Origin of the sequence: Chitinimonas sp. JJ19, from assembly GCF_036961565.1 — a bacterium.
Classification (GTDB): domain Bacteria; phylum Pseudomonadota; class Gammaproteobacteria; order Burkholderiales; family Chitinimonadaceae; genus Chitinimonas.
Window position 1 is genome coordinate 297,683 of sequence record NZ_JBAMDD010000004.1, and the last position, 15,532, is coordinate 313,214.

Genomic DNA, 15,532 nt, shown 5'->3' on the forward strand with positions numbered 1-15,532 from the left:
CCGCCGTATTTATCCAGTTACTGCGGCACGCAAACGTGCCGGCTCAATATGAAACAATCGCCGAGACATGGGCCTTGGTATCGCCCTTCTTTTTAGGCTGTCCATCCTGCTGCCCCTCCTTCAGGGTCTGCGCGATGTCCAGCTTGATTGATGCACGCTTCCCCCAGCCCAGCCGCAAGCCTATACCCGCCCCGGCCAGCTCGGTGCTGTCGACCTCGCCCAGCGCCACGTCATTCCGGGTAATCCGCCCCCAGTCCAGAAACACCAGGCCGCGCAAGGTCATGCTTTCCCAGCCCCAGCGCTTGGCAAAATCCGGCGTATAGGCCTCCAGGGTAAGGTTCACACCCTCATCATTGGCGAATTCCCGCTCGTCATAGCCACGCACGCTATTGGCGCCGCCCAGGCCAAACTGCTCGCCTGGCGCAAGCGCATCGGGCGTCAGCTGAGCATTCATGCCCACATGGGCCGTCCATTCGGCAGGCAGGCTGATATAGGCATTACCGCCTAGGCGCGCAATCGTGTATTCGGTGGTAGCCGTCAGCCGGCCCGACTTGGATAGCCCGGCACCGGTCTGGCCCAATTCATCACCACCTGGCAGGTTGCGCGACAGGCCGGCACTCCAGTCATAGCTCGACTTGGCGTTTTGCCATTGCCCCTGATAGGCAAGGCTCACCGGTTGCACTGTGTAACGGTTGGAACCCACCGTGTTACCACCACCAAAGGTGGAGCGGGTATTGAAGCGGCGCCAATCCAGGCCCCACTGCAGCTTGTGCTGCAGCGCCCCTTCGGCTGGCAGGCCCTGGGTATAGCGGGCGCCGAACACGGTGCCCTTGCCGGTGACATTGAACAAGCCTGCCAAGGCCGCCGATTCCACATTGGAATAGCCGCCAAACAGGCTCAGGCTATCGCCCCAGCCATAGAACGGCACGCGATAGCCTATGCCGAATATCTTGACCTTGTCCGCCTCGCTGGGCGAGGTGGTGAATTGTGTGGTCAGGACATGATCCAGATCGAACAGATTGGAGTGCTGGTAACCGAGCGACAACCGCGCCTCGCCGGTCTCCTTGGAGCCGGTGTTGTCTGCCTGGGCAAACACCCGCCATGGCCACTCATCGACCACCTTGACGCTGGCATCCACCGTTTGTGGGGTATCCCCCGCCTGCAGGGTTACGGTCAGGCGGCGGGCGGGGCTCTCGTTGGCAAGACGCAGGCTATCGGTCACCGAGCCGGTATTGGGTACGTCGCCCTCGCGCAGCGCTGGCAGTGCCCGGCGGATATTGCCCTCGCCATAGTATTGGTTGCCCTCAATGCGGACCTTGCCCAGCTTGGGCTCGACCACCTTGAACACAATGGTGCCCTGGTTCATTTCCTGTTCTGGCAGATAAACCTGCAAAGCGCCGTAACCGGCCTTGCGGTACAAGGTTTCCAAAGCCTCGAGTGCGCGTTGCACATCGGCAAAATCGCGCCCCTGCCCGGCAAAGGGCGCCAGAGTGGCCTGGATACGCGCATCCGGCAGCACGGTATTCCCCTCCACCTTGTACTGGTTGATCGAGAACCTGAGCGTTTCTTCTGCGGCGGCTACCGTAGTGCATGCCAGCAGTAAAGCGGCTAAGTGCGATTTCATTCTGACCCCGGGCAAGATTGATGCGGTCTTACTTTAGACGGCATGAACCGCAAGCGCCAGCGCGATTCAGCACTGGCAGCCTACCCGGCAGATAGCTGCAACACTATCGCGGCCGGTAATCGGTTCACGAGTAATTATTACGGCAAGTATGCTGGCATTACTGCACAGTTGCTGGATTGCGCCCTCGCCACCTGTTATCCCCCTCATGCCAACAGGAAGCCTGCAACGGTACTACCGTCACCCTGCCACTACCTCATCATAGGAGGCGCTGAGAAAATCACAGCCTATCAAATACCGGCCACCTATCGGCTTGAGGGGTATCAGGCGCCATCGCTCGGATTACCGCCGTGACAACAGGCATCCAAGCGATACCCAATAGCAAGCCTGGCCTACTAGAAACCGCCCACCATGGACATGGACTGCAGCAATTGCATGCCTTGCTCCGAGACATAGTGGCGGAAATTGAACTGCTTGAGCTGCCTGAGCACCGTACTCGGATCAAACTTGCCCGACGATATCTGGTCGCGGATACGTTTAAAGCGCCCGCATTCCAGCAGCAAAGCCTGCCGCCGCTTGATCACCAGCTGTGCGTGGTGCTTCTCGATGATGACCGATAGCTGCAGCCAGATCAGCAAACCACCCGCCGCCCACCACCACTCCGCAAACAGGGCAATGATGCAAAGCAGCACCAGCAGCAGATACCACACCAGATCCGCATGGGGAAAATCCGGCGCCCAGTTCCCCAGCTTGGGCCAATTGAGCTTGAGCTGGCTGATGATGCGCTCGCGGTCGTTGGCATCACGCTTGAGCCGTGCCCAGATGGCATCGAACTCCAGCGCGATATACCACTTGTCAAACAGCTTGGACTGCAACCAGCCCGCCGCGCGGTAGTTCTCAATCTTGCTATTCAGCAATTGCCGATACGCGTCACTGGCCAGCGGCGGCAGCAGCTCCCACTCCGGGTGGGCCAGCTGGCGGCGCACGATCAACGGAAAACCCAACACCTCCGTCAACTGCGCCCGCCGTACGCCGATTGCATTCCGATCGAGCCTATCATCCATCTTGTCGAGATTGGCATACTCCTCGACCAAGGCATCCAGCTTCTCCAGCGGCGGCGACACCAGCGGATTCTTGACCAACGCCCGACGTTGATTCTCCACTTCCTCCAGAATACCCGGCACCAGGTACTGCGCCTCAATCGGCCAAGGCATGCGCAGGCAGTTCTCTACCTTGAAGAACACCTCTTCATAGTGAGACGCAAACGCCCGCTTGTACTCCTCTTGCGCCTGCGCATCCTTATCGCGCTCGCCGGTATTCAGCGGGGGTGATGGTGGCCGTCGCTGCAAGTCCAGCCGCAGGTTGTTCACCATCTGGGCAAACTCCGGCGCCACGCCCACCCGGGCAAACATGGGCGCCAGTTCCTTATAGCGCTGGCGTAGTTCTTCCAGCTCTTTCCAGATATCCCACTGCGGTTTCTTGTTCTCGGCCATCTCGACGCGGCATCCCTAGGCTGGCAGGCGGTTATGCAATGCGGCAGGCTTCCTCAAAGGCCAAGCGTGGGTTGCGCGGAAACAGGCCTTCCGGTACGCCATAACCCAGGTTGATCAGGAAATTGGACTTTACCGTAGTGCCCGCAAAGAACGCCTCATCCACCTTGGCATTGTCAAAGCCAGACATCGGGCCGCAATCCAAGCCCAAGGCCCGCGCCGCCATCATCAAATAAGCACCCTGCAAGGTACCGTTGCGGAAGGCCGTGGTCTGGATGACCGCATCATTGCCAGCAAACCAGCTACGGGCATCGGTATGCGGAAACAGCTTGGGCAATTGCTCGTAGAAGGCCAGATCGTGCCCCACAATCACACAGACAGGCGCCTTCAGCGTTTTTTCCAGATTTCCTTCAGACAAAGCAGGCCGCAGCTTCTGTTTGGCCTCGGCAGACTTCACAAAGACAAAGCGGGCCGGCGATGCATTGGCGCTGGTCGGCCCCCATTTGAGCAAGTCATACAGCGCAGCTAGCGTCGCATCGTCAACTTCGCGCTCGGCAAAAGCATTGTAGGTACGCGCTTCTCGGAACAGTTGGTCGAGAGCTTGAGGGGCGAGCGTGGCTTTCATGTAGGGCAATTCAAAAGTGATACAGACCGGGCCTAGCATAGCCGTCCGACAGGGGGAATGCCAGTTCCAGCCCCAGCCCGGCACAAAAAACAAACGCCCTGGCTAAGCCAGGGCGTTCTTGTTTGCACTGCTACGCATCAGCGATGCGGACAAGCCAAGCCCCGTCTCAGCAGGGCCTTGCCAGCACGACTTAGTCGCGCTCACCACCCAAGGCGGTCAGCAGGCTGAGCAGGTTCACAAAGATGTTGTACACGTTCAGGTACAACGACAGCGTAGCCGTGATGTAGTTGGTCTCACCACCGTTCACGATACGGCTGACATCAAACAGGATATAAGCCGAGAAGATCAGGATCACCGCAGCCGAAATCGCCAGCGACAGCGCAGGCAGCTGGAAATAGATATTGGCCAGCGAAGCCACTATCGCCAGTATCAAACCCACGAACAGGAACTTGCCCATGAACGAGAAATCGCGCTTGGTCACGGTCGCCAGTGTGGCCAGCGAGAAGAAGATCACCCCCGTGCCACCCGCCGCCATGGCGATCAACTGGGCGCCATTGCTGAACTGCATGGCAAACTGCAGGTACTGCGACATCCACAGGCCCATAAAGCCCGTGTAGGCCAGCAGCAGCACCACACCCATGGCGCTGTGCTTGGTCTTCTCGATGGCGAAGAAGGCACCAAAGCTCACGCCCAGAAACAGTATCAAGCCCATCCAGCCGCGCAGCATGAACTGCATCTCCATGCCCAACCAGGCGCCCAGCGCAGTCGGAATCATGGTCAAGGCCAGTAAGGAATAAGTATTGCGCAGTACCTTGTTCTGGGCGGCGCTATCTACGCCCTGCCCAAGGCCACCGGCTGTAGTTTGCCATTGCGATTGCATGATGCTGACTCCTCAAACGGGATTGAAACCAAGATGTGACTCAGATTGCGCCGCAGCAGCAAAGTTTCAAGTCACGCAGACGCTACTGTAGCCAAAATCCCCCACTTGCGGTAGCATCTGCGCCCGCTTTGTACAAAGACTGCAGGCCCGCTCTCTGTGGCCTAACCAGCGCTGCCGGTAAGCTTGGCAGACAACAGTCGAATCCAGCAGCAAAGCAAAGGAAGCGTGGCCGAGTGGTTTAAGGCAGCGGTCTTGAAAACCGCCGTAGGTGTGAGCCTACCGTGAGTTCGAATCTCACCGCTTCCGCCAATAACAATGCAAAAAGCCCTGATTTTTCAGGGCTTTTTGCATTCCCACGAAATCCAGTATGCCACCTGGTATGCCATTCAAGTTTGGCTCCAGTTGGACTTCCCTGAAGCGCCGTACATGTCATACTGACAAGGCAAGTAAGCAACCTCAAGCTCCCGACTTGGTCGCAAAGTATTTTTCATATTCAGGCATTTGCTTAATCCAGCCTCGAGCGGTTTTCTGAAATTGGTATTTACTTAGTACTCGCTCTGTTCCCCGAGAAAACTCTATGATGTCGTCTTGCAGTAATTCCAGGGCATTCTTTATTGATGGCCATTTCGAACCATTCTCACATTCCTGCTTAACCCGTCTCCAAAGTTCCTCTCTCACCGGTTGGCTCCGTGCTCCATTAGCTTCTCCGCCAGCCTTGGCCTTGCGTATCTTTTCGTCTTTTAGCGTGCTGTGATACATGCGGTAGACAGCGCCTGTTACCGAGATCTTCCCGAGAATGAATGCTGCTTCAACTAAAGACGGCCACGCATACATTTCCTTGTCATCGGCTATATGCTGCATGGCGGAAACTAGAAAAGCTTGACTTCTCTGAAACTCGAGACGCAACGCATTGTCTTTTAATTGCTCAGCCTTAAAGGGATCAGCCTCCTCACGAGACATCGCAATTGTCTTTTCACACTCCTTTAGAAACCTGGCAGGAGCATCTGGCTGTTGATTTTCCCAGGTGAAAAGCACTTCACTCCTGTACTGCTCGATTGTGATCTCCATCGTGTGCCTAAGAATTTGGATGCTTACCTCCTCCAAGTGGGCAAGCGTCTCAGCAAGCACGTCCCGATTCGACATCTCCATGATTCCCCCTCCTTAGATCCTTTCGGACCACGTTTGAGTTCAATTAGTGAAAGAAACCTTCCGAAACGAATCTCGGCGACGACGCTACCAACATCCCCCTCCCGTCATCCCAGATGACGGCATCCGCGATCCCGGATGACGCAATTTTCGGCCAATCGCACCCCTCGTAAAGTGGGTCTCGCAGTCCAACCACACCTAGCGAGGCCTAACTAATGACTACCGAATCCTTTGACATACTGACGCTCATAGCAACCTGCAAAAAAATCTCCCGGTCCCGCGCAGGAGTCTACGCAATGCTAGACGCACGCCATCCGTCCTACGACCCGACCTTTCCTCGCCCTATCAAGATCGGCAGTCGGCGTATCGGATTTGTAGAGCATGAACTGGACGCATGGATTGTGGAACGCATGCAAGCTCGCGATCTCGCAGCCACGACAGGAGCGGTAGCATGCTAAGCCAGCATTTCTACGGGTACGATCCGATCCTTAGTTCCCTGCCCGAGCCAATTCGCCAGTCAGTGATCGACATGGTTACTGTCTGCCAGGTGAGCGTACCCATGGCGATAATGTTGCATTTAGCCATTGTCTCTTCAGTCTGCCAAGGGGCCTACGACGTAATAGGTCACGACGAGAGGCCAACGCCCTGCCTCCTTTGGTTGATCATCCTAGCAAAATCCGGCGATCGGAAATCATCAGCGATGAGACATGGCCTAAATTTTGTCTACCAACTGATCGATCGCATCTCCGTTCAGTATGAGCATCGGTATGGAGAATATCGAGTACGGAAGACGTCCTTCGACACGGTGACAAAAGGACTGAAGCGTAAGCTCGAACAGGAGGTTCGAGAGGGGAAAAGCTATGGGGAAACAGCCCAAAGCTTGGCAGATCACTTAGTTACTGAGCCAAGTGCCCCACAAAAAAACCAGCTTCTTTACGACGATATCACCATTCCTGCACTATTGGAGCAAATGGCCGATCATACGCCGTTGGCTACATTGAACTGGGATGAAGGCGCTCCACGAATTAAAGCGCTTTCTAATCAGCACATTTCTATATTGAACAAATTATTCGACGGAGACGATGCAATTTGTCAGCGTAAAGGTGAGCCCGACAAGGTCATTAAAAGCCCCCGTCTAACTATGTGTATCGCCGCTCAACCGGAAGTCTGGAAGAAAACCCTGGGGGAAAGACTAGATTACTTCGAAGAGGTAGGTTTACAGGCAAGGTGTTTCATCCTCGAAACACCCTCATTACAAGGGCTTCGTCAAAAAAACGACTCTCCCTTTACATACCGAGAATTTGGGCGTGAGCAATTTGAGTCGCGACTTCTGCAGATTGCAGAAGCTACATACGGGACCGAGGACGGAACGATACCTCCCCGCAAAACCCTTGGCCTCAGTCCTGAAGCGAAGTTACTAGCCCTGCGGGAATACAACAACATCGAAAATTTGATAGGCCGCTTTGGTTCGTATGAGCCCATCGCGGCCCATGCCTCAAAATTGCCGAATTTGATTCTTCGAGTAGCCTGCCTTTACACGGCAGTTTGCAGTGACAGTGATGAAATCTCGGCAGAAATGTATGACCGTGCTGCATATTTGGGACATTTCTTCGCAGGTGAGCAACTTCGGATGAAACAGAAGCCTCTTCAATTCGAGGCATTTGTTGATCCGGTGGAGGACGGTTGTAATCGCCTGCAACAGTTCTTTTTGCGTATGTATCGTGAAAAGGGATGGTGCACGGTCACCAAACGTTGCATCCTCCGCAATGGTCCAGGCGGGCTCAGAACCTCATCAGCACTCATGCCTGTATTGCATCGAATGCAATTCCGCGGACAGGTTAAGCTGCAAAATATGGGGAAAGGTCTTATGGTCTCTTGGCCTACGCCTTTCTTTGGAACAGCCACATCACCGGGTGCCTCTTCATACGCTCCTGGCCTCCTCAATGCTGATTTCACTTTGTAGAACCAATCCCGCTCCATCGAGGCGCTGTCTTGGTAATAGTTACTGTATGTTGAATTGGCTCAGATTAGCCTTGGTGCCCCCCCACTCCAGGCCTTGCTTAATTATTACACACAGTCTCGACACTGCGACAACCGCGACCGTCGCGGTTGTCGCAGTGTCGAGACTAGTGCTCATCGCAGGATTAGGCGAACCGACACCGCACTCGACCTCTAACTTAAAAGCAGTTACTTCAGTTCCGTTACAAGCACTGTGCCTTTGCTTTTTCCACAAAAGCAAACCACTCAGGTGGTACGCTTCGATCTGTATTAATCTGATGCTCAATCGCCAAGAAGGCCTCTTGGCTGTACTCGTTCTGAAGCAAGTTGACCGAGCAACTACAATAGGATTTGTTTCCAAAGCTGCTTGCCATGCAACCGTTGTAAAAATCGTCCCGCACTCTCCTCTCATATTTTCCACATCCTTGCAGCGAGATCGCCAAGTAGGCCAATGCTATTCCCCGCGTTATAGGCATGATCGATTGTTTGACCATTTCAATTTTTGTCCCTTATCACAAAGCGCATCAAAACAAAGCCCGCGACGTGATTACGTCGCGGGCTTGTATCGCTACATCATCCCATTGCAAGAATAATTCTTCGTTCGACTGCTAGGCAGTACTTTGGCCGCTCCCTGCAACGGTAAGCTGATCAGTTGCCCGTCACCCGTCTTAGCCTGGAGTTTTTTTGCTTTGCGTATTGCGTTCCAGGCATACAAGAAATTGCCACTCCCCGCCCGCGAGTCCGCATCGAATGGCGAGGTCACTTCGTGGCCATCAATTATCAAGTCAAATCCCATATCTTCCCCGTAACCATACTGCCGTTTCCCAACCGTCAGCGTCATAGTGGCAGGTCGGCTATCACTGCATGCGATATACAAGGTGTTCCCTTCTGAGCTCACTACAATGTACTCCGCAGTTCCCTGCCCCCAACCACTAGACCAGCGACCAGCTTCACCAAAGGCGCTAGCGTAGCTTCCCAACACCGCCGCTGCCAAAACTATGCCCAGTCGTTTCATCGCTTACCCCTTCTTGAGTACTTATTAAAAGGTGCTTCCTTAAGAAACACCACCTTGCTACTACAGGCTACTAGATGTAATAACCCAATACATTGCGCATCATGCCTTGAAAGCCGATGAACCCAATGATCCAGCCGATCACCTGGGGACCGACCAACCAAAATATCTTCGCTTTCAATGTTTCAAAAGAACTGGACGACCAGATCAAATCCGGCCTGGTGAAGTGACGAAACATGTCACCTAGGAACGCGCCGGTTCCGGTAAACAGTGTGCCAAATACAAGCATTGCGACATAGCCAAAGAATCCAATGTGGACTCGGCTAGAGAAGACTGACATCCCTGTGATGACCAAAAATATTGCGAAGCAAATGGTCAAGCACTTAAAAAAACTCTGTTTCATGATTTATTTCCTAGGAAAAAGTGAGTTTCGGTCTACGCAAGGTGTACGAGGAAGCGTCAAACCACGCCGTTGCTGCAGGAGATACCGCCTAACCTCGTCGCATTTCAACTTTTTAGGTTGAATATCAACCCAAATACACCTTCCTGTCAACAGGTTGAGTAACCACCATCTGGGTTGGCTAGGAGGGGTAATGACGAAACCACGTGATGATCAGCTTGCAGGTGCCATCGGGAAGGCAATCGCACATAAGCGTCAGACCAAGAGGCTGACTCAAGAGCAAGTAGCTGAGCGCTTGGGAATAGGTAACGAAGCTGTTTCTCGTATTGAACGCGGCATCGTGATGCCTACGGTGGAGCGACTAGTAGCGTTGGCGCAGTTGTTCGAATGCGAGGCTGCTGAACTACTGAGCGAGGGTAGTTATCGTGCAACCGACCAATCCCAGCACTTGGATCGATTGTTGGCACCACTGAACCAAGCTGATCGCCAAATGGTGATAGATGTTGTTAAACGCCTAGCAGAGGGGCTTGCCAACCGTTTGCCTCTCGAAGATTCTGTCTAGCCCACCACCTTTAGCACCTGGGTGTATGCCTTGGCCTTCATCTCTGCCCCAGCGCCGAACCATGCCGAGTCCAGCCGATAGTCCTGACTACGTGCGCGGCGTGCATGGTCGACGTACTGGGTCACCGCATTGAGCAGCCCCCATGCAGTACCTGACGCGGAAGCCAGCTCAGCCCCTATGCCTGCTCCGGCGAACAGCGTGTGTATCTGCTGCAGTACGCGTCGGTTTGGCTGCTGGATTAGGGGTAAGGCGGGATCCCCTAGTGTGCTAATGAGCACATTCATTGCCTCGATACTGTTCAAGGGCCTTTCGGCCATACGCTTGATGGAGGTGATGAAACCGTCCCAGGTACTCAGCCCTAGCCCTAGTGCCGCTTTCACCAACTTCGGGTCAAATACCGTGGAGTGCGGTACTTTCACCACTGAGCCCCGATGGTTCACAGCTAATTGCAGGGTGTTGTTACATACGACCCGGACTGAGGTGAACTGCGCCGTGGTGGCCAGCGTGCCATCGCAGCTGGTAGCCAGTAACAGATAGGCTTTGACGCGGTCACCGCCTTTCAGCACGGTCTCCTGCCCGGTCTTGGCGAGCGCCCACAGCTTCCTGCCACCTTTCAGCACGCCCGCCGTTTCCAGCGCAAAGCCGGCTGACGACACGAGGTCACGGTAAAACTCCATGACCTCGCGAGGCTGGACCACCTTGTAGCGATTGCTCACCACAGACAGCGCTTCCTGAGTATCCGAGCGATAGAGCACTTTGGCGTCGGCATTTGCTTTGATGACTGCGCCCTCGCCACCGGCTGCGGAGTACAGCACGGGGGCTTCTTGAATCGCCCAGTCCATTCCCGCTGCAGTGAGCCAGACCTCCAGAGGCTGATTGGCAGGCAAGCTGTTGCCCAAGCGATGCCACGGTACCTGTTCTTCTCGGTAGGCCATGGTCTGTACGAGATGCGACATGATGGTTTCCTTTCTATATGGCATAGGCCGCCAGTCCCCCCGCTGAGATCAGCGGGGGGACTGGCTATATGCACAGTGGGTGGTTTGCGTGCTGCGAGGGGATGGAGGGAGAAGCCGATCAGGGACTACTAGGTACACGAAGTACTCGCGGTACATCGGTTGAAGGCTTGATCAAGCGATGTAACTCGGCAACTCACTCTGCGCTGAAGGTGCTGCCGCACTCCAGGCAGAGATGATTGCGCAGGACACGCTGGTCGATGACCTCACCCAGCTTGGCACCGGCCACGCAGCCTGCGGACGCCCCCACCAGGCAACCGATCAAGGCGCCGGTCATACTGCCGATGACAAAACCAACCGGGCCGGCCGTCAGACCCACCAGGCCACCGAGCTCGGCGCCTGAAGCGGCGCCCGTGACGCCGGCCACACCACCCGCCACCAGGCCAACGGTGCCACCGGCATGCTTGGCATAGTCCCTACGTTCACTATGGGTGGCGCCGCAATAGGGACAAACAGGTTTGGCCGTGCCTTCGATACGAGAAATAGGGAAATGATCAGCCATGGGAATCCTCACTGGTGTAACAGGGCGAATCAGGATGATTCGCTATCCGTTCTCCTCTGCGTGATATAGGGCTGAGATATTCTGGAATAACACCATGTGTGCATTCATATCAGATGCAATTATGAAATAACTTCGTATATTCATATGAAACTATCAATCACCACAGGGATAGCACCCACACACAGAAAAATGGCATCACCCATCACCAGTAGCAATGCAAGCTTAAAGGCACAGTAGCAATAAAACTAGGTTATTAGTGTTATTAATAGCCATAACCATATCACCAATACAAGCCACATCACCAACACTCACCACAACCACTCATCAAGACAGTAGCAGGAACCAATCCAACAGCTCCAGCTATCAGCAAGCACCTCTGAAATAAACACCTCAGACCAAAAGGATTAGGAGCATGGACGCCGTTTGCAATCTCGAAAATATTGGACCAAGCAACATCCACCGAGCAATCGCTGTGCAAGCAATCCAATCCACACACAATTGGGAGCTATTCGACGAACTCGACAACCTTCTGTATATCGAACGCATGGTCAAAACGATCATCACGACCGATAAAGCAGCCTTTACATGGATGCGAGATAAGCGCGGCAGAATAATACTGAAGGAGTCTCGCCTTGCGCTTTACTTCAATCTAGTAAAGTCTGCAGCAAATTATCTTATACAGCAGCAATACCCAGAACAGAACATCAGCCTACACGCTGACGCCTTCTTTGCAGCGCTGCATCAGCAGGGCTTTCTCTACAACAAACCCAACAACCCTTGCGGCGATGACTTATACGAAGCGGACTTATTCAATCAACTCCTTCACGACATCCGCCACCGCTGTAGCTCACCGGACTTTCAGAATGAACTGAGACAGCGGGGCGAGCTAGCAACACGCATGTATTTCGGTATGGTGGGTTGTGCTCGGCGCTTGATCAAACGTCACCGTAAGCTACTCGTCATCCGATTGGACTTCTACTTGCCGCCTTCAATCGCTCACTCTACTGCAGAATCGGCAAAGGCTCACCTCAAGCATTTTCTCGACAACCGACGTGGCAACCCGGGGATATTTCGTCACGGTGTCGGTTATATCTGGAAATTAGAGCACGGTGCAGATCGTGGCTTCCATTTCCACTGTGTGTTCTTTTTGAATGGTTCTACAGCCAAGGGTAATGGTGTGTACTGGGGGAATCAATACGGTGCTTACTGGAAAAGCCGGTTCCCGAGTGGAGATGCCGGCTTCCACAATTGCAATCAGGAAAAGTTCGAGAAAGCACAAAAAGGGCAATATCGGCAAGCAAGAATAGGTGTCGGCAAGCTGATTTACCACGACACCCGTAAGCGACAGCACCTTTACGACGCCCTCGCTTATTTAGCGAAAAAGGAGCAACTCCTACCCCTAAAGTCGAAATGGGGGAACGTATGGTCGTGCGGTGAAGTGCCGCCAGGAGAAAAGCCAGGACCAGAGAGAAGACAATGACAATCTGACGAAAGATTATCCGATCCAACCAATTTCCATAAGGATGCGATCGGGGCAGCGCACAGCGCTCTTTACGGCCTGCCGAGCGTTCGGCGAGAGTCACCAAGACTGGGGGCTATAATGGTCTGGCGGGCCGTTTCTACCGCATTGCCACCGCCCCTGGCAGCGAAATCTGTACTGAAACGCCTATCGTCTACATCCTAGACTATAGGAGACTTCCAGAAACCTCCGTTTTTAGCCGTTCGTGCGCTGTAACTAATTGATTCCTTGTGCGCCGGATTTGCAAAGAATAGGTTTCTGGAGTCCCCTATAGGCCAATCCCTGCCAACTTCCTGAACATCCCCAGCTAACTAATTGACACCTCTGACGGGGCCAGAGGGTGGTCGGAGGGCATACAGCCGGGCCTGTGCCCGGCTTCGTAGGGGTAGACTCAGCATAGACTACTCGGTGCGTCTTGCTAGCCTGGTGCGTCACTAAGAGGGGCTACTATGAGTACCGCGCCAAGCGGGGGAGCGATAGCTACTCAATCTGTTGCGGACGAGCGGTCGGGGTACCTACGAATTGAGATCGCCAAGGCAACCTACTTCTAGATTATACCACCTGCCTTTTATCTCAATGACATTTACATCATCACCACGGATTCTATTCAAATAGGAGATATCTTCCTTTTCCACCTTCAACTCTTCTTGCATCAGTGGATGAGAAGCGATCTTATCCTCCAGATCAGAACCCAAAGAATCCATCCCTTCCAGCTCCTGGACATGCATATCGATAGAATCCCTGATCAGAGTTAATCCAATAGACAAATGCTCCTCGTCAAATCTCTTCAAGTATCGCAACAATGCGCCTATTGCAACTGCCGCATCGAGTGCAGCAGAAACCAAAGGATCCTCATAATCCTCTGTTTCAGGTGCCAAATCTTCACATCGCCTTGCAAGGATCGAGAAGTCAATATCATCAGATGGTGTGGCAAGCCACTCCCATGCCCGATCTAAAGCACCGCGTAAGATGGCTTGGTCCAGGCCATGCTTTTTTGAGAAGAAGATGTAGCTAGGCAACATTCTTTCACACATCCAAGCAAGGAAAACAGCACGCAACCGATGTGGTAGCACCTCCAGCTCAGCATGTAATTCCTCCAAATCGAAATTCATCATTCCTCATGGTTCCTTTTTTACTTTAACAGGACTCAAAGCATCTACGCGCTCTTGCTTTAATGTTTGCTGACATCCAGTGCAAATAGGTCGACTTGCAGCCGTTCCGGTTGGATTTAGTTTCAAATCTCTAGCCGTATTTATCCCTGTAACCTCTGCATGCCCCGCCCCCTTGCCTTCTATTTCATTAGTTTTCAGCAACGCTCTTTGAGCAGGCCTCAACCTCTTCTCGCTTGAACTAACAATGCGTATACCTTCTGCCGTTTCGGTAACGGCGATAGTAGTTCTTCTCTGGGTTGCAGCGGGAACAGCTTGGTGAATTACTTGTGCTCGTTCTGCCGCGGTTACCGGAGGAGTTGCCGGCACACCAGCAGTCACAGGCAAACGCGCACCCGATATGACACTGTTCCCACCACCACCATTACCGCACTCAACGCAGCCCTGTGCAGCGATGGTGCTACTTGGACCATCAGTCAGGTCATCAACCATCTCCCCAACAACAGGAAGGCTGGTCACGAACTCCTGAACCGCTGATATCCCCTCCTGCACAGACGATGGCAGCGCCTTAATAACTCGGCCTACTACTCCCCTGTTTGGCTGAACTGGTGACCCCACCACGTCCTGTCGTACCCAAACGGCCAGACCCTAGACGCAGTGCGGCTTCCAGCGCATCACGCATACCGCCATATTCAGTTTAAAGAGCGAGACCCCCCAACGCAGTTTTCCGGCTACTGAAGGATCAAGTATTCACGGTTTTCGTCATGGTTGAGCCCAAGTTGATTCTTCCACAGCAGCAACCACTGAAATCGATCTAACGGAACAGTATTGAGACCTAACCCGGAGATCGATTGATAGCGAGCAGCAACCAGCCGGCGCGGAATCGGCCGGTGTCGGCTAGCCGCCTTACCGCGTTCACGCTGGCAGGCACCAATCATCGTGTATAAATCTATCGTAGGCAGGATTATCTTTTGCAATCCTCTTAAGCTGATTTAAATCAAAGCAAACAATACCACCCTGACCAAGCCCCTCTTCGCTCAACTTGAAACCCATATCCGCCAACCTGGAGGCAACAGGATTTTTCCAATAATTTACGGGATAAACACCTTTTATACTGCCAGAAATTACACCTTTTGGATGATGCAACCATGAGTCCTCAACGCTCCCAACTTTAACGCCAGACCCGAATAACCCCATCTTAATTCTTGTCTCTGACGCAGGACTGAAATCATCAGGCAAGCGACCAGCATAGCCATAATGCAATTCAAAAGCGCTTGAAAAGATTGCAAAAATATCAATCTCCACCTCAAACGAAGAACTCGGTTTAGATATAACAAAGCACTCAAATAGAAAATTTGAGTCAGGTTCATCAAAAGCCTTGCCAGCCCGCCCTATAGAAAGAACTACTCTTCCACTTTCGTCCGAGCAGTCAAAAGCCTCAAAATCAGCAAGTGAAACTCGCTTGAGTGCGCTCGGCAAAGAAGAGATTTTCTTATCACCCCCACAATTTATCGAGTACTCAACAGGCCTCCCAATGCAACGTTCAAATAAATTCCCCACAAGCCACTCAGGGTCAATATGCGCAGTCAAGTCAGCGGTAAAATACAACTTCGTAATATTAAAGAAATGCTTCTGCTTTCGGAAAAACACGACTA

General features: G+C 53.3%; 15 protein-coding genes and 1 tRNA gene. 5 read left to right on the top strand and 11 right to left on the bottom strand.

What is annotated here, in order from left to right; translation table 11 throughout:
* Positions 1 to 43: 43 nt before the first annotated feature.
* The 4 genes from V7714_RS07430 to V7714_RS07445 all read right to left on the bottom strand — a co-directional run bounded on the left by V7714_RS07430 (position 44) and on the right by V7714_RS07445 (position 4,616).
* Positions 44 to 1,624, bottom strand: a complete 1,581-nt coding sequence (locus V7714_RS07430; RefSeq protein ID WP_335709143.1) for a ShlB/FhaC/HecB family hemolysin secretion/activation protein — start codon at positions 1,622 to 1,624, stop codon at positions 44 to 46.
* A gap of 392 nt (positions 1,625 to 2,016) precedes the next feature.
* Positions 2,017 to 3,114, bottom strand: coding sequence for a hypothetical protein (locus V7714_RS07435; protein WP_335709144.1), 1,098 nt, complete (start codon positions 3,112 to 3,114; stop codon positions 2,017 to 2,019).
* Positions 3,115 to 3,145: 31 nt separating this feature from the next.
* Positions 3,146 to 3,736, bottom strand: a complete 591-nt coding sequence (locus V7714_RS07440) for a malonic semialdehyde reductase (protein WP_335709145.1) — start codon at positions 3,734 to 3,736, stop codon at positions 3,146 to 3,148.
* A gap of 190 nt (positions 3,737 to 3,926) precedes the next feature.
* The gene (locus V7714_RS07445) at positions 3,927 to 4,616 is read right to left on the bottom strand and encodes a Bax inhibitor-1/YccA family protein (RefSeq protein WP_335709146.1); all 690 of its coding nucleotides are present in this window, start codon (positions 4,614 to 4,616) and stop codon (positions 3,927 to 3,929) included.
* A gap of 219 nt (positions 4,617 to 4,835) precedes the next feature.
* Between V7714_RS07445 and V7714_RS07450 the strand changes: the two genes are divergently transcribed.
* Positions 4,836 to 4,925: transfer RNA gene (locus V7714_RS07450), tRNA-Ser, on the top strand.
* A 147-nt stretch (positions 4,926 to 5,072) separates the two neighbouring features.
* Here the strand turns inward: V7714_RS07450 and V7714_RS07455 are convergent.
* Complete coding sequence (locus tag V7714_RS07455; protein WP_335709147.1) at positions 5,073 to 5,765, bottom strand: hypothetical protein; 693 nt, start codon at positions 5,763 to 5,765, stop codon at positions 5,073 to 5,075.
* Between the two features lie 212 nt (positions 5,766 to 5,977).
* Here V7714_RS07455 and V7714_RS20605 point away from each other — a divergent pair, with 212 nt between their 5' ends.
* Complete coding sequence (locus V7714_RS20605) at positions 5,978 to 6,220, top strand: helix-turn-helix transcriptional regulator (protein ID WP_442890693.1); 243 nt, start codon at positions 5,978 to 5,980, stop codon at positions 6,218 to 6,220.
* Positions 6,214 to 7,725: a DUF3987 domain-containing protein gene (locus V7714_RS07460; RefSeq protein ID WP_335709148.1), complete on the top strand. Its 1,512-nt coding sequence runs from the start codon at positions 6,214 to 6,216 to the stop codon at positions 7,723 to 7,725. The genes V7714_RS20605 and V7714_RS07460 overlap by 7 nt, the downstream gene beginning before the upstream one ends.
* A 1,120-nt stretch (positions 7,726 to 8,845) precedes the next feature.
* Here V7714_RS07460 and V7714_RS07465 read toward each other — a convergent pair.
* Positions 8,846 to 9,175, bottom strand: a complete 330-nt coding sequence (locus tag V7714_RS07465; protein ID WP_335709149.1) for a hypothetical protein — start codon at positions 9,173 to 9,175, stop codon at positions 8,846 to 8,848.
* 190 nt (positions 9,176 to 9,365) lie between these two features.
* Here V7714_RS07465 and V7714_RS07470 point away from each other — a divergent pair, with 190 nt between their 5' ends.
* The gene (locus V7714_RS07470) at positions 9,366 to 9,734 is read left to right on the top strand and encodes a helix-turn-helix domain-containing protein (protein WP_335709150.1); all 369 of its coding nucleotides are present in this window, start codon (positions 9,366 to 9,368) and stop codon (positions 9,732 to 9,734) included.
* Here the strand turns inward: V7714_RS07470 and V7714_RS07475 are convergent.
* Together V7714_RS07475 and V7714_RS07480 are read right to left on the bottom strand one after the other, a co-directional pair.
* The gene (locus tag V7714_RS07475) at positions 9,731 to 10,690 is read right to left on the bottom strand and encodes a DUF932 domain-containing protein (RefSeq protein WP_335709151.1); all 960 of its coding nucleotides are present in this window, start codon (positions 10,688 to 10,690) and stop codon (positions 9,731 to 9,733) included. The genes V7714_RS07470 and V7714_RS07475 overlap by 4 nt on opposite strands.
* Positions 10,691 to 10,883: 193 nt before the next feature.
* Positions 10,884 to 11,249 carry a hypothetical protein gene (locus tag V7714_RS07480; RefSeq protein WP_335709152.1) on the bottom strand — a complete coding sequence of 122 codons (366 nt, stop codon included), beginning with the start codon at positions 11,247 to 11,249 and terminating at the stop codon, positions 10,884 to 10,886.
* A 412-nt stretch (positions 11,250 to 11,661) separates the two neighbouring features.
* On the opposite strand from V7714_RS07480, the gene V7714_RS07485 reads away from it, so the two are divergent.
* Positions 11,662 to 12,729 carry a YagK/YfjJ domain-containing protein gene (locus V7714_RS07485; protein WP_335709153.1) on the top strand — a complete coding sequence of 356 codons (1,068 nt, stop codon included), beginning with the start codon at positions 11,662 to 11,664 and terminating at the stop codon, positions 12,727 to 12,729.
* A gap of 554 nt (positions 12,730 to 13,283) precedes the next feature.
* On the opposite strand, the gene V7714_RS07490 is transcribed toward V7714_RS07485, so the two are convergent.
* The 3 genes from V7714_RS07490 to V7714_RS07500 all read right to left on the bottom strand — a co-directional run bounded on the left by V7714_RS07490 (position 13,284) and on the right by V7714_RS07500 (position 15,527).
* Positions 13,284 to 13,883 (bottom strand): DUF416 family protein, encoded by a 600-nt coding sequence (locus tag V7714_RS07490; protein ID WP_335709154.1) that lies wholly within the window; start codon positions 13,881 to 13,883, stop codon positions 13,284 to 13,286.
* Between the two features lie 3 nt (positions 13,884 to 13,886).
* A complete protein-coding gene (locus V7714_RS07495) occupies positions 13,887 to 14,396 on the bottom strand; it encodes a hypothetical protein (RefSeq protein WP_335709155.1) in 510 nt (169 codons plus the stop codon).
* A 396-nt stretch (positions 14,397 to 14,792) separates the two neighbouring features.
* On the bottom strand, positions 14,793 to 15,527 hold the full coding sequence (locus V7714_RS07500; RefSeq protein WP_335709156.1) for a hypothetical protein: 735 nt from the start codon (positions 15,525 to 15,527) through the stop codon (positions 14,793 to 14,795).
* Between the last annotated feature and the right edge of the window lie 5 nt (positions 15,528 to 15,532).

Excerpts from the sequence above, each read along its gene's own strand:
- V7714_RS07430 (WP_335709143.1), bottom strand. The coding sequence starts at position 1,624 with ATGAAATCGCACTTAGCCGCTTTACTGCTGGCATGCACTACGGTAGCC.
- V7714_RS07435 (WP_335709144.1), bottom strand. The coding sequence starts at position 3,114 with ATGGCCGAGAACAAGAAACCGCAGTGGGATATCTGGAAAGAGCTGGAA.
- V7714_RS07440 (WP_335709145.1), bottom strand. The coding sequence starts at position 3,736 with ATGAAAGCCACGCTCGCCCCTCAAGCTCTCGACCAACTGTTCCGAGAA.
- V7714_RS07445 (WP_335709146.1), bottom strand. The coding sequence starts at position 4,616 with ATGCAATCGCAATGGCAAACTACAGCCGGTGGCCTTGGGCAGGGCGTA.
- V7714_RS07455 (WP_335709147.1), bottom strand. The coding sequence starts at position 5,765 with ATGGAGATGTCGAATCGGGACGTGCTTGCTGAGACGCTTGCCCACTTG.
- V7714_RS20605 (WP_442890693.1), top strand. The coding sequence starts at position 5,978 with ATGACTACCGAATCCTTTGACATACTGACGCTCATAGCAACCTGCAAA.
- V7714_RS07460 (WP_335709148.1), top strand. The coding sequence starts at position 6,214 with ATGCTAAGCCAGCATTTCTACGGGTACGATCCGATCCTTAGTTCCCTG.
- V7714_RS07465 (WP_335709149.1), bottom strand. The coding sequence starts at position 9,175 with ATGAAACAGAGTTTTTTTAAGTGCTTGACCATTTGCTTCGCAATATTT.
- V7714_RS07470 (WP_335709150.1), top strand. The coding sequence starts at position 9,366 with ATGACGAAACCACGTGATGATCAGCTTGCAGGTGCCATCGGGAAGGCA.
- V7714_RS07475 (WP_335709151.1), bottom strand. The coding sequence starts at position 10,690 with ATGTCGCATCTCGTACAGACCATGGCCTACCGAGAAGAACAGGTACCG.
- V7714_RS07480 (WP_335709152.1), bottom strand. The coding sequence starts at position 11,249 with ATGGCTGATCATTTCCCTATTTCTCGTATCGAAGGCACGGCCAAACCT.
- V7714_RS07485 (WP_335709153.1), top strand. The coding sequence starts at position 11,662 with ATGGACGCCGTTTGCAATCTCGAAAATATTGGACCAAGCAACATCCAC.
- V7714_RS07490 (WP_335709154.1), bottom strand. The coding sequence starts at position 13,883 with ATGATGAATTTCGATTTGGAGGAATTACATGCTGAGCTGGAGGTGCTA.